Origin of the sequence: Flavobacterium sp., from assembly GCF_049318185.1 — a bacterium.
Lineage (GTDB): Bacteria > Bacteroidota > Bacteroidia > Flavobacteriales > Flavobacteriaceae > Flavobacterium.
The window spans coordinates 1-14,919 of the sequence record NZ_JBMOGV010000010.1 but is presented as its reverse complement, the minus strand read 5'-3'; the positions used below and the strand labels follow the sequence as shown (position 1 = coordinate 14,919).

The window sequence follows — 14,919 nt, the reverse complement described above, 5'->3', positions numbered from 1 at the left end:
ATGGAAAATTCATTATTTGACATAAACGGGAAAATAGCTTTAGTTACTGGAAGTACTCACGGTTTAGGAATGGCAATGGCCAAAGGTCTAGGTCATGCAGGAGCAACAATTATTATTAATGGAAATTCATCCCAAGCTAAAATTGATGAAGCGGTATTAGAATTTAAAAATGAAGGCATAACTGCTTTTGGTTACAAGTTTAATGTTGCTCTTGAAAGCGAAGTAATGGCCGCTATTAGCAAAATTGAAAGTGAAGTAGGTCCAATAGATATTTTAATTAATAACGCGGGAATTATCAAGCGTATTCCTTTAATCGAAATGGAAGTTGCTGATTTTAAAGAAGTGGTTGATATTGATTTAGTGAGCCCTTTTATCGTGTCAAAACACGTTGCTAAAGGCATGATTACAAGACAACAAGGTAAAATCATCAACATCTGCTCCATGATGAGTGAGTTAGGTCGAAATGGAGTAGGGGCGTATGCTGCTGCAAAAGGAGGACTAAAAATGCTTACCAAAAATATGGCAACAGAATGGGCAAAATACAATGTTCAAGTCAACGGAATTGGTCCAGGTTATTTTGAGACTACACAAACGGCACCAATTAGAGTAGATGGACATCCTTTTAACGAATTTATTATTAATAGGACTCCTGCAGCTAAATGGGGAAATCCAAATGATTTGTCAGGTGCAGCAATATTTCTTTCTTCAAAAGCGAGTGATTTTGTCAACGGACATATTTTGTATGTTGATGGCGGAATATTGGCTACAATTGGAAAGCCTTCTAACGAGAATTAATATGAAATTTACTTATAAAATAGTAGTTTTACTACTTTTGAGCACCTTATTTTCGTATGCTCAAAAACCAATAATTATTACAATATCCAATCCATTAAAGATAGACCGTGAATTTGAAACGATTGAAGTATCTAAAAGTGCTTTGGGTTTAAAATCTTCAGATGTATTAGAAAAATTTGGTGTCAGAGAGGTTGGAACCACCACTTTTTTAATTGCTCAATGTGTTGATGAAAATGGTGATGGAATTACAGATTTGCTTTTATTTCAACCAAAAATTAAAGCTTCAGCTTCCAAAAAATATGAGCTGTTAGTAAATAATGATGCTAAAACTGATGAGCCAGTAACTTATTGCTACTCTAGATTTGTTCCTGAAAGAACAGACGATTACGCATGGGAAAATAATAAAGTGGCTTTTAGAACCTATGGTCCTGTAGCTCAAAAAATGACAGAAGACAAAGTAAAAGGCGGAACATTAACCAGTGGAATTGACGCTTGGTTGAAAAGAGTAGAGTATCCCATTTTGAACAAATGGTACGAAAAATATACTACTGGAACAGGAACTTATCACAAAGATACGGGTGAAGGTTTAGATAATTTTCACGTAGGTGATAGTCGAGGAATAGGCGGAATAGCGATAAAAGTAGATACAACCTATTACTATTCTAAAAATTTCACTACTTGGAAAACAATTACCACTGGTCCTATAAGAACTAGTTTTGTTTTAACCTATGCCGATTGGGATGCAGCAGGAAACAAAATAACAGAAGTAAAACGCATCAGCTTGGATTATGGTAGTTTTCTATCTAAATTTGAAATTACGGTTTCAGGCACTACTAGGTTATCAGCAGGAATAACTTTGCATAATAACGATGGGAAAACCGAAGGAAATAGCAAACAAGGTTGGATTGATTATTGGCAACCAATTGATGATTCTGAGTTAGGAACAGGAATAGTGTTTCCTAAAAAAACTATGGTTAGTTTTGAAAAATACATGAATCCTAAAAAGGAATTGTGCAATTTATATGCTTTGCTAAAAGTAAAAGACAACAAAGTGGTTTATTACACTGGTTTCGGTTGGAAAAAGCAAGGTGAATTTACAACCAAAGAAGCTTGGGAAAATTATTTAACTAATTATGCTTCTAAAATCAATAATCCTTTGATTGTTAAAATTAAATAGCAACAATAAAACTTTATTTATAAATTTTTTTCTTATTCCCAATCATCCGTTCTAAAAGAAGAAGCTGGAAGCATGTTATTGTCATATAATGTTCCTACAAACCAATTTTTCCAGCCATAGCGAACTGCAACAGGTACTTTTACATCCAAGCTTGAAACTTTTAATTGTTTATGGGCAATAATTTCAGCTTTTGCAGGATAGAATATTTTGTCTTCACCTGCTATTTCAAAATTGCTTAATTCAGTTTCAGGTGAAAAAATGCCAGTTTCTGCCGCATCAAAACTCAGTAACAAAGCACCTTCTTTCTCACTCATTGATTTATATATAGGCCCAGTACAATCAACGTCTTTCATTCCGTAGGTTTTGTTTAAAGCAAGGAATAATAAGCGTTCAGCGACTTCCTTTTTTCTTGGTGGATGAATTGTTGCATCGGAACCAATATCCGAAAGCACAGCCATTCCTGAATTTGGAATTACTTCTAATACTTTAAGTTGCGCTTCTCTAAGGTATTGCGAATTGCTTTTATCGATGTATTTATTGGGAGCAATCTGAACATAGTAAAAAGGAAAATCCCCAATATTCCATTCTTTACGCCAATCTTTTACCATTTCAGGAAGTAATTTTTGATAAATGTTTGGTTCGTCTCGATTGGTTTCTCCCTGATACCATAAAGCTCCTTTGATAGTATAAGAAGTAATTGGATTTATCATCGCATTAAAAATGGCCGAAGGAATTCTTTTGTATTTATCGGTGGTGTCTTTTTTAACTTTATTGACATCCAAAAAAGGCGCTACGGCTTCTTTACTCATCCAAGGTTGAATTCGCGTTCCTCCCCAAGAAGTCATTATTAAACCCACAGGAACGTCTAAAATTTCTTGTAATTGTTTCCCATAAAAATAGGCAACAGCACTAAAGTCTTTTACCGTTTCGGGCGAAGAAACACTCCATTTTTTATAATTACTTACAGAATCTAATGGGTTTGGTGAGCCGTTTTCAGTAATGGAAAATAAGCGTAAATTGATGTTTTTTGCAGTTGCAATAGATGAATTTCCGTCAAAAGTTGGTTGTCCAGTATATCCCTTTAATGGCATTCTCATGTTAGATTGACCCGAACAAATCCAAACTTCTCCAAATACTATATTCTCTATGTTGATAGTTGATTCACTGCTTTTTAGTTGAATTGTTTGTGGTTCCTTACTTAAAGTTGTTTTTATTGCAATCTCCCAACGACCATTATCAGGTGTTGTGACTTTCAATGCTTCTGAAATCCAACTTGTTTTTATTGTTATTTTTTCGCTTGGATTTGCCCAGCCCCATATTTTTACTGTAGTATTGCGTTGCAATACCATATTGGAGGCAATTATACTTGGTAATTTTATTTTGGCAAAAGTTGCAGTGTTGCAATAAAATAAGAAAAACATTTGGAAAGCTAGTATTGAATTTCTCATAGATTTATGTTTTAATAATTTTAATACTTACGGATTGGTTTTGTTTATTACTAAATCGTATAAAATACATTCCTGTTTTTAAAAAAGAAACATCAATTTCATTCAACAAATTACCTTTTTCGAGTAATAATTTACCCGTTATATCAAACAATCGTAACTTGTCGAACTGCTGCATGATCTTATTTGAAATTTCTAATTTGTCATGCACAGGGTTGGGTAAACTAGCTATTTGCTTCTCATTTTGAATAGCAGTTGTGTTTAAATTTACTTCTTCGATGCTGAAATCAGAAAATCGGACAGCTTCATCGCGCAAGTTTACAACATCATTTAAACTGCGATAAATCCCCCATTTCGGACGTATAAAGCTATTATCAGGACGAATAGTTGCCATAGTAGCATTGCTATAGGATAGTAAAATAGTTCCGTCGCTGTGTTTTTTTAATGTAATAGAGTAGCTTCCAGAACTTCCAACTTGTATTATTTCTTCAGCTTCAATCCAATTGCCTTCAAATGGTAATAAATCTACTATGTTTAATTTATCTGTTCCAGAAGTCGAGTTGGCAACATAAATTAATTCTAATTTATTGGGAGTTCCTAATCTTGGAGTTAAAGTAAAAATCGGACTGTCATCATCCCCATTTACTCCTTTTACTTGATGAATATGCGTAAAATTTCCTGAGGGTTGGAACCCAGTAGGTAATCTGAACCGCCATTTATAAATAACTGTTTCTCCCAAAGTTCCTTTTAAATTATCAGGTGAAGCGGCATAGGTTTTAATTTCTATCCTTTGACGATCTGTAGATAAAGTAGCAACATCATTATCTAATGCATAATGTGAATAAAATTCAAAAACATATTTATTTAAATCCGTGTCAAATACTTCTGCAATATGCCTTCCAAAATCTTGGTGTGAACCATCGGGAGTTTCATCGGGTGCTTCTACTGCTCCGGTTCCGTTTCCAGGCGCAAAAAAATTGGTAATTCTTTCGTATGTATTTCCGGGTCCATTTGCGTTAAGAACAACTTGCGAATAGGAAATATTAATAGTAATAAGAACTATAATTGCTGCTAATTTCACTTTATTATTTAATTAAATACAATTAGTTAACTCCTTCTTGGATAGAAAAATCATTAAATCGAACTGCTTCATCTCTTAAATCAGCGGCTTTTTTAAGACTTCTGTAAATACCCCATTTTGGTCTAATAAAGTCATTGTCGGGTCTAATGGTCATGATGTCGTTACTACTAAAAGATAGCAATTCTTCGCCATTTTTTACTTTTTTAATCGTAATAGAATAGGTTCCGTTAGCGCCAATTTTGATTTTCTCTGTAATTTCAACCCAAACGCCTTCAAATTCAGAAAGATTAGCACTTGCAACAGTTGTTTCGTTATCATGAATTACAATAAGTTGATTTATCTTAGCTTTTCTAGCTGTTATTGTAAAAATAGGCAAGTCTTGCGAACCGCCAACGGCTTTAATTTGGTGTAAATGGGTAAAACTGCCTGAAGGTTGAAATCCTTTAGGCAATTTAAATTTCCATTTATAGGTGATAGTTTCCCCTAGCGTTCCTTTCAGATTATCGGGCGAAGCTTCATAGGTTTTAATTTCTACACGCTGTCTATCAAATTTTTCGCAACGATCGTTGTCTGGAGTCACATGGGAATAAAATTCAAACACATTTGCTTTTGCATCTTCATCCCAAACTTCGGCGATGTGTCTTCCAAAAGCACCGTGAACACATTCAGGATGTTCTACAGCTTCATTTCCTGGCGCTAACACGCTATTTATTAATTCGTAGGTATTTCCTTGGCCATCAGCTTTTAAAACTACTTGAGAATAACTAAAAAAGGGCAGTGCAATAACAAAAAGGGTTGCTTTTACTTTCATGAGGTTGATTTTATGAAATAAAAATGCGATATTTTATATAAAAATACCGCATTTTCACTTGAATCTAATAATTAATTATTGAATAATTAATTTTTTTGTAACCGTTATTCCAGCTTCTGTAATTTTTACAAAATACGTTCCTTTACTTAAATTAGAAACATTAATTGCTTGATTGTTTGTTTTAGATTGAAGTACTTCTTGACCTAAAGTGTTATAAATAGCAACTTCTTTTTCTAAATTAGTAGCAGAAGCGATGTATAATTTTCCGTTTGAAACTGGATTAGGATAGATTTTAATTCCTGTAGATTTAACAGGAGTAATTCCTAAAGTAGAGGAAGCACCTAGAGCTTCACCCCAGTTGTTTGCCACTCTAATTTCGTCTAAAGTAATAAACGGAGTAGTTGCAGAGGACTGTTGAGTCAAACGAAGTCTATCTACGGCAAGAGCTGCTGATCTTGGTAACGTAGTAGCATTTGCAGTTGGTTCTGCTGAATTATCAGTTGGGTTAATCCATAATCTAGAAACATAATCATCATAAGAATAACTTGTCACTAAAGTGATAGGAGTGTTAACCTCATAATCAGTTGTATCCCATTTAATATCATCAGCTAATATAGGATCAGAAGGTGAGGCATTGATACCAATATTGAATTTAGTTGCATCTATAGTACTTGTTTTAAGATAAACAGCTGCTGTGTAAGCAGTGTTTTGTCCTGCTCCTGCAGAATAACCTAAACTAAAAAATTGTCCTGGAGCTTTTGGTGTATCTGCACTCGTTCCAGAGGTACCATTAGTTATAGATGCACCGCTATCTGATAAAAGATTGGTTACCATAAACAAACAAGATGCATAGACTGATCCTGCCGTAGGGGCATTGAAAAGAATTTGAGGATCAATACCTGATTTATCAAAAGTAATTGCTTTTCCTGTTGGAGTTGGTAATACACTTGAAATCCAACTAGACGGTTGTGCTGCGATCAAAGCATCATCTGTATCAGCCCCAAATGGCGCTGTAATTGAAGGGTTATTAACACTCCATGAGCCTAAACCAGTACCTGATAATGAATCATTATTTATAACTATTAGCTTGTCATTAGTGTTATAATTAGCAAAATCTTCATGAAACGGCAATGTTTTTAAAGTGGTATCGCCTACAAATACTTGAGAAACAACTCTATCACTTTCTACACCACTTACTGTTTGAGAAACATAATAATTTTTATAGTCTAAAGGCGTTGATAAAGATAAAGAAAGTCCTCCCGATGGCACATCATACCAATTTATAGTCCCACCATTAACGCCTGTTGCCACTAAATCAAATACTGTTGGTGAAGTAATACTGTTAAAAGCTTGTCTTTTCTCTACTGTTGGTAGTGGAACAAATGGAGATTCTAAAACTACTTTATAGTTGTCTGTACGGAATACTGTTCCTGAAACACTACCATTACTTTTATGACAATAAAAATATCCAAAATGCGTCATAGTTTCTGAAGTATTGACTGTATTAATAGCAGTTTGAGGTGTTGGATAAGTATCAGTTGCAGGATCTGTAAAAGGACCTGTTCCACTATCTTTTACTGCAAGAGACCAAGTGTCTGTTGAAGGGGTATAAGTTACTTTTACGCTAACGTAACTACCATTTAGAAAATCAGGTGAAGAAATAATGCTTACTGGAGCCACAGGTGTTGTACCAGCAAAACCTAATCCTCCTGTAAAGGAACTTAACTCAATTTTTTGTTGTAATGCCACTGAACCTAAAGATATAGAAACCGCATATCCTTTAGTAGTTTCGCTTAGTAAATCAGAACTACTTGCAGCCAATACTACGGCAGGTGCATAATTAGAATTTGCATTACTTGTTAAACCAGCAATATTTGAAGATCTGTTTAATCTCATATTAAATGTCCAAGTAATAGGATAGGGGTTGTTCTTTAAAATTTGCACAAAGTTGCCTGAAGTTATAGGTGCAGATAAATATGTTCTACCAGTTGTAGTAACTGGTGCTGGCACAGCACCAGCTGTAATTGAAAGATAACCACTACTACTTGAAGTTCCAACTGAAACTGCAGCAGAAACTGTGGCTGAAGTTGCTTTTGTGTAAGTAATTTGATTTGGAGATGCTGGTGTAGTAGAAGTTCCACCAGTGTATGGATCTGCAATGTCAACTCCACCAAATGTTTCATGAATTATAGTTCTCTGTGCTACTGATACATTAGCACACAGCAAAAGCAATAAAATTGCAAAATGTAAAGATTTGTGATTGAGTAATGATTTTTTCATAATGGTTTGTTTTAAATTCATTTTTTTAATAAAGTTTTTAAAAAATAAGGTATTGGTTATAATATTTTTTTGTTTGTATTATAGATTTCAAAAATAGCACTCTAAATAGTATTCAAAATACGAATGTAGGGGTAAAATTGTACAGAATAACATAAGCCGATAATCAGTAAAGACCCTGTAATGTAGTTTATTATCTTCAATTACACATTATATAAGATAAATCTTCTGTGTAAAATTAATGAAAAATTATAAATAATAATTTATGAATTTAAAATAAAAATTCTCGAAGAAAAAAAGGGACACTTTGACAGGTTTAGTTTTGCCTACTACTATAAATTTTATTATGAAAACTAATAATTCCCAAAGATTTATTAATTATACTATGTGTAAAAATTTTGTTGATTTTTTTTACATAATGAATTTTATTTAGCAAATTAATACTAAAAAATAGAGGTGTGGACAATTTTACCCTATTTTTCGGACTTAGCCTTAAATTACATTTGCTTAATTTGTCAATGTATTTTGATTGATGTTTGTTTGTCATCAAGACAATGACTATCAATCAAAATAAAAAACCTATTAATCAAACCTATATTATTATGAAAAAATTATTATTTAACAAAACAAGATTTAATTTTCTTATTTGCAGTATATTATTTTTACTGCTTGGAAGTAATGCAAGTTGGGGGCAAGCCCAAACCATCGGATCCTTTCCGTATATGGAGGGAGGGTTTGAAAACTATGCCGCAAGTACATTAGCAGGTACTTTGTCAACGACTGTTTGGAGTGTAAATAGCACTGGTAAATCACCTGTCAGAGCAATTTTAAATAATGCTGCAGTAGCTAGAACAGGGAGTAAGTATGCGAGTCATACAACCAATGATGTTACTACAAGAATACAATCACCTACCACGGCTACAGCCGCAAATGCGCCTGCTGCCAATACTAATCACACTGTACAATTTTATTATAATACGACAACAGATCAAACGGCTAGTTTGCAAGGTTCAATTTATAATACTACTAATGATAGTAAATCTGGACTTGTAACCTCTACTTATTCGTCAGGGGTTTGGGTTAAGGCAACCTATACTGCGACGACAAATACTGTAGCTGCAGGAGCTAGCACAAATTTTGCAGGTGTTAGACATCTTGCAATAACATCTTCAAATGTTCTTATTGATGATTTCGTAGTGTATGCAGGTGGTGTTGATACTACACCTCCAACAGCTGCAACGGCTTCAACGGTTTCTATTGTTTCAGCAACTACATTTAATGTGGGTTGGACAGCATCTGCAGACGCTGACAAAACAGGTTATATGGTAGTACGTTATACCGCTGACCCAACTGCTCAGCCTCTTCCAAATGTAAATGGTATCTATGGTGTGAATAATACTATAGGTACAGGAACTGTTGTGTATATAGGTGGAACAGGAACTACTAGTTTTATAGATACTGTGGCTGATACCGCAGTGACATATTATTACAGAATTTTTACGGTTGATAAAGCGTTTAATTATTCTTCTGCATTAAATTTAGTTACTCAATCGGATAATACACCTCCTGGTAATCCTGGTGCTGTCACGGTGTCTGGAGCGACCGCTACTACCTTGGCAGTAAGTTGGAATGCCGCCGCAAGTATTGACGGTGGTGGTTATTTAGTGGTGCGTTATGCAACAAGTCCTAATGCCGATAATGACCCAACTCAAAAAACAACTTATGCAGTTGGAAATACGTTTACTAACGGAACAGGTAGTTTGACTGGTACTGTTGTTTATGTAGGAACTGGATTGTTAACTACAGATACAGGTTTGACAACAGATGCTACTTATTACTATAAAGTATATACTTTTGATCAGGCGAGAAATTATTCTGGAGAGTCTTCGGGTACTGGAGCAACAACTGCTGCTGCTGACGATACTCCACCAAATTCGCCAGGTACTGCTTCGATAACGAATCAGACCTTGTCTTCAATGACGACTAATTGGATAGCTGCTTCAGGTGGTGTTGATGGTGGGGGTTATATGGTGGTTCGTTATTCTGGTGATCCATCTTTAGAAACTGGGAATCCAGGAGCAAATCCAACACAAAAAACTATTTATGCGGTTAATGATATCATTAATACTGGAATTCCGCCCGTTACAGATCCAATTACACCTCCAAAAAATGGGAAAGTGGTCTATATTGGAACTGATTTGTCTTATGTGTCAACGGGTTTAAACCCTGCGGATACCAGTCATTTTAAGATTTATACTTTTGATGCTTCTTATAATTATTCCTCAGCATCATTTGTTTCAGGAAAAACGGCGACGCAAATCGCTACTCCGGTAGCTTTAGCGAGTAGTCTTCCTACTGCTTCAGGTTTTACAGCAAATTGGATTGTGGCTCCTGTAGTTTCTACCTATAACATCAACGTGTACTCGGCTGCGGCTAGTGCCTCTACTGTTGTGGGCTGGACAATTACTGATGGTACACAAACTGCTGCAACTTCAGTAGTAGCCAATCTGACTACGGCGAACAATACAGCACAAACCTTGACCCAGAATGGGGGTGGTGCAATAAACACGACAGTTTCAGGTAACCCAAGTACTGGTTTTGCTGCTAGAGGTGCCACTTATTATTCTACTGCTCTACTATCTGGTACAGAGGGTGTAGATGCCGTTTATGGTACTCCAAAAGCTGCTCCGGACAAGTATTGGCAAGTAACGGCGAATACCGTAGGCTATAAAAATGTAACGATCTCTTCGGATCAATTTTCTACGAGTACAGGTCCTAGAGACTGGAAATTACAATACAGTAGTACAGGAACTAGTGGAACTTTTACAGATTTAGGAACTACACTTACATTGGCAACTGATGCATGGAATTCTAGTGTAAACAACATCGCTTTACCTGAGGTATGTGATAACAATCCAAACGTAGTTTTGCGTTGGGTACAAACTTCATTTACTAATACTTCAGGTGCTGAAATGACCACTCCTTCTACTGGAGGAACTTCTCGTATTGACAATATTTTGGTAAAAGGAAATCTACTTACTGTTGTAAAAGCAGTTACTGAAGGTAATAATTTGGCTACTTCAAAAGCCATTACAGGTTTAGATGTTGGTACATACTATTATGATGTAGTGGTTTCTAAAGATGATGTTACTGGTACTACGGGTATTGTATCTAAATATGTAAACTCTGGTAATTCGAATCTAATGCAAGGGGCTACACTGACGCCTTTAACGGCTCCTGTGGCCACCGCTTCGAGTAATCCTACTGAATCTGGTTTTACTGCTAACTGGGGTGCTGTTGCTGGTGCCACTGATTATAGGTTTTCTTTATATGCTACTCCTACGCAATCTGATATTGTAGGTTGGAATTTTGATACCAACCTTTTGGCAACTACTACATCTGCCAACAATACTACAAATGCTGTAGTGCAATCAAAAGGGACTGCTGGGATTGGAACAGTTGCTTCAAACACTTGTGTTACTGCAACGACATCGGCTTGGACACCTGTAAGTGGGCTAGCTTCTGGTACTAACTGGGAAATACAGGTAAATACCTTAGGGTATTATAACACAACCGTATCTTCTAAACAATATGCTTCTCAAGCTGCAACAGCAGCTCGTGATTTCAAAGTACAATATAAAATTGGAGCGAACGGAACCTATACAGATGTTCCTTCAGCTACCATAATTGTTGCTAGAGATTGGACTACGGGTGTGTTAAATAATGTTCCTTTACCAGTTGAATGTGATAATCAACCTCTGGTATATCTTCGTTGGATTAATTACACTACCTTAGCTACGGATGGAATTAATACTATTACGGCAGGGGGTATTTCTTTGGATGACGTATTTGTAAGAGGAAGAAATTTGTCTCTTGAAGCCGGATATCCAGTTACAGTTTCAGCTTCACGAACGTCTAGGGTGCTTACTGGTCTAGCTCAAGGGAATTATTATTATGATGTAATAGCTAGGGGAGATAATATTACCACTTCTAACTCTATTAAATCGAATCTTATCGGTAGTTTTGTGAACATCTCTTCTACAATAGCCAATTTTAGGTCTACTGCTTCAGGAAATTTAACTAGTACAGATATTTGGGAGTACTATAATGGTGTTGCATGGTTAACAGCTACTTCGGCTCCTTCAGGTACCAATAATATTACAATCTCTGCTGGACATACCATTGCTTTAGAGGGTAACTTTACCGTAGATACCGGAAAAACATTAACTGTAGCAGGGACTATTAATTTAGCGGGTTATACAATTTCAGGAGCGGGTAGTTTTGTATTAAATGCAGCGGCTTCTTTGAAATTAGGAAACAATGTTTCTATTGCTACAGCTATTACTACCACTACTACGACTTTAAATGCGGGTTCTAATTACTTTTTTGATGGAACAACTGTAGCGCAACACACAGGTGGGTTGCCAGGTTCTACTTTAACATCTCCCTCGGCTGCTAATGGTAGTCAAAACTACACTACTACACTTACAGGAAACATTACTGTTTCTAATCCACTAGGTGTAACCATGAATCAAAGCATTAGATTAAATACACCAGGTATTTTAACAGTTACAAGCACTGGAAAGTTTTCGTTTGGAGATGGAAATGAGGCTTCAGGGGCTATTGCTGCTGATACTTACAATTCAGGCACTTATAATTTAACAGGTACGGGATCATTTGCTGCTCAATCTGATTGTACTCTTGTTATTACATCTAGTAAAGGTATTTCAGGAACAACTGATGGTAATATTAGAACATCTACTGCACGTACTTTTGGCTCAGGAATCAACTTTGTTTTCGCTAAAAATGATGGATTTAACCCAATTAGTATCGGAACTTCTTTTTATAATGGTGGTGAAATTAATCCTGCAACAGGTATTAAGAATATGACAATTGACTGTCCTAAGGGTGTTTATTTTGCATCTACATATACAGGAACTGCCAATACAAATGCTTCAGGATTTGTAACTACAATTACATATACAGGAGGAAATGACATTACTGTAAATGGAACATTAAATTTTGTTTCTGGTAAATTATTTACTGGTGATTATGTAACGGTTGCTACCAACTCTGTTCCAGCTGTTGTTGTTAATTCTGTTGATTATTATCCAATTGTTTCTTCAATAACTACACCCGGAAATACTAGTGCTTTAAAATTGAATGTTGGTCCTTTAGGTAGTATTACAGGAGCAAGTTCAAGTACAGGTTGGGTTGTTGGAAACTTGAAAAAAGCTACATCTTCTGGTAATTCTCCATCATTTAACTTTGCAATTGGAGATGCTACAAATTATTTTCCTTTAGCATTAACTTTTTCAGGAAACACATCTGCTGATGGAGAATTAGCTATTAAATCGTATCCAATAGCTTTATCAGATTTATCAGATTCAGGTATCGATAATACTAAAAAATTAAATAGATATTGGTTGTTAACGAATACTAATTTAGCAGGTTTTGGAACGTATGAAGCAACGTTCAACTATGCTAGTACTGATAATGATGCGGGCACAACCGCTTCAAATTATGTAGTGCGTAGATATGATAATAGTACTTGGAGTCCTCTTACAACTGTAGGAACACCAACTACTACAACAATATCTGCAACAGGAAATACAGGATTCGGAAGTTTTGCAATTGGAGAAAGCAATACTGCTGCACCAATTGCTTCAGCTCAGAGTTTTTGTGGTAGTGCTACCGTTGCAGATTTAGTTCCCTCTTCAGGAACTTCTTTTAAATGGTATTCAGCTGCTACTGGTGGAACTGCTTTAGATGCTTCTACTGCTTTAACAACCGGAACTTATTATGTATCACTTTCTTATGCTGGAATCAGCGAAACTTCAAGAACTGCAGTTGCAGTTACAGTAACTGCTAATGCTAATGCAAGTGTTGTAAATGTAAGTTCAATTGCAGCTTTACAATCCGCAATAAATGCTTCCAATTGTGGAGATATTATTATACTTGCCGACGGACATTATACCGATACCACTTTGAATATTGGGAGAAGTAATATTACTGTTAAAGCTGCTACTAATGGTGGAGTTTATTTAGATGGTATTAATGATATCAATATTAATGGAAATTATATAAAATTTAATGGTTTTCAGTTTACTTCGGGTGATGTAGGAGGTCTTTATTTAATTGAAGTTAATGGAAGTCACAACATATTATCACAATTGAACTTTGACGGTTATAGAGCTAAAAAATTCATTGAAATTGCTAAAGATTCGCAATATAATATTGTAGAATATTCTAATATATCTAAGTTAGCCGATGACAATATAGATGAATTAGGATGTGCAATTCAAATACGTACATCCTATACAACACCAGGGTATCACAAAATTAGATATTGTTCGTTCCAAAATTTTGCAGGAACAGGTGGTGATTACGGCAATGAGCCAATCAGAATCGGTATAAGTACAGAAAACGCTAATAAATCAAGATCTATTGTTGAATATTGTTATTTTAATAATACGGGTCTTGGAGATAGCGAATCGGTTTCTGTTAAATCGCAGGAGAATACGATACGTTTTTGTACTTTTACTAACCAACAAAATGCAATGTTAGTTTTTAGAAATGGTGATAATAATGTGGCTTACAGTAATTTCTTCATCAATGCGGGAGGTATTAGAGTCAAAGAGGCCAATAACATTTATTGTTATAATAACTATTTCGAAAATTCGGGAAGCACAACTGGGGCTTCTAATGCGGATGCCGTAACGTATGAATACGATACTACAACTTATCCCGTAGTTTTAAATAATATAAATTTTGTTCACAACACTTTTTATAATTGTGCCGATATTGATTTTGGTGGAATTGGTGCTACAAATAATACTTGGGCAAATAATATCTTCAAAAAAGATTCAGGTAATATTTTCATGAATGCCAATGGTGGAACCACTTTTGCAGGAAATATGTATCAAGGAACTTTAGGAATTACTATCGCTTCAGGTATGACTTCTGTTAATCCTCTTTTGTCAACAAATTCGGATGGTTATTTTGGATTATCAACAGGAAGTCCAGCTATTGATGCATCAAGTTCAAATTATCCTGCTATTTTACACATTCCAAATATAGATGATGATGCTAGTTTATTATTTGATATTAGCGGTCAATCTCGTCATCCTCTTGCAACTTTAAAAGATGTTGGTTGTGATGAATTTACAACGGGAACTATTACAAATCGTCCTTTAGTAGTAACTAATGTAGGGCCAACCTTTTTAGGAGGTCCATCTACAGCGCCACCAACGGCATCAGCTCAAACTTTTTGTAATTCAGCGACAGTTGCTAATTTAGTGGCAACAGGAACAGCTATTCAATGGTATGCAGC

General features: G+C 35.4%; 7 protein-coding genes. 3 read left to right on the top strand and 4 right to left on the bottom strand.

Annotated elements, in window-relative coordinates:
• Nucleotides 1-795: a gluconate 5-dehydrogenase gene (locus tag ACOYLT_RS02065; protein ID WP_422852180.1), complete on the top strand. Its 795-nt coding sequence runs from the start codon at nucleotides 1-3 to the stop codon at nucleotides 793-795.
• 1 nt (nucleotide 796) lies between these two features.
• Nucleotides 797-1,972 carry a DUF4861 family protein gene (locus ACOYLT_RS02060; protein ID WP_422852179.1) on the top strand — a complete coding sequence of 392 codons (1,176 nt, stop codon included), beginning with the start codon at nucleotides 797-799 and terminating at the stop codon, nucleotides 1,970-1,972.
• A gap of 32 nt (nucleotides 1,973-2,004) precedes the next feature.
• Here the strand turns inward: ACOYLT_RS02060 and ACOYLT_RS02055 are convergent, their stop codons facing one another.
• From ACOYLT_RS02055 to ACOYLT_RS02040, 4 genes are all read right to left on the bottom strand, one after another.
• Nucleotides 2,005-3,420 (bottom strand): sialate O-acetylesterase, encoded by a 1,416-nt coding sequence (locus ACOYLT_RS02055; protein ID WP_422852178.1) that lies wholly within the window; start codon nucleotides 3,418-3,420, stop codon nucleotides 2,005-2,007.
• A gap of 4 nt (nucleotides 3,421-3,424) precedes the next feature.
• A complete protein-coding gene (locus ACOYLT_RS02050) occupies nucleotides 3,425-4,498 on the bottom strand; it encodes a T9SS type A sorting domain-containing protein (protein WP_422852177.1) in 1,074 nt (357 codons plus the stop codon).
• A gap of 22 nt (nucleotides 4,499-4,520) precedes the next feature.
• Complete coding sequence (locus tag ACOYLT_RS02045; protein WP_422852176.1) at nucleotides 4,521-5,309, bottom strand: fibronectin type III; 789 nt, start codon at nucleotides 5,307-5,309, stop codon at nucleotides 4,521-4,523.
• A 75-nt stretch (nucleotides 5,310-5,384) separates the two neighbouring features.
• Nucleotides 5,385-7,589: a T9SS type A sorting domain-containing protein gene (locus tag ACOYLT_RS02040; protein ID WP_422852175.1), complete on the bottom strand. Its 2,205-nt coding sequence runs from the start codon at nucleotides 7,587-7,589 to the stop codon at nucleotides 5,385-5,387.
• A 599-nt stretch (nucleotides 7,590-8,188) separates the two neighbouring features.
• Between ACOYLT_RS02040 and ACOYLT_RS02035 the strand changes: the two genes are divergently transcribed.
• On the top strand, nucleotides 8,189-14,919 hold a 6,731-nt coding region (locus tag ACOYLT_RS02035), incomplete at its 3' end, for a chondroitinase-B domain-containing protein (protein WP_422852174.1).

Coding starts and splice junctions, on each gene's coding strand:
- ACOYLT_RS02055 (WP_422852178.1), bottom strand. CDS start 3,420: ATGAGAAATTCAATACTAGCTTTCCAAATGTTTTTCTTATTTTATTGC.
- ACOYLT_RS02045 (WP_422852176.1), bottom strand. CDS start 5,309: ATGAAAGTAAAAGCAACCCTTTTTGTTATTGCACTGCCCTTTTTTAGT.
- ACOYLT_RS02040 (WP_422852175.1), bottom strand. CDS start 7,589: ATGAAAAAATCATTACTCAATCACAAATCTTTACATTTTGCAATTTTA.
- ACOYLT_RS02065 (WP_422852180.1), top strand. CDS start 1: ATGGAAAATTCATTATTTGACATAAACGGGAAAATAGCTTTAGTTACT.
- ACOYLT_RS02060 (WP_422852179.1), top strand. CDS start 797: ATGAAATTTACTTATAAAATAGTAGTTTTACTACTTTTGAGCACCTTA.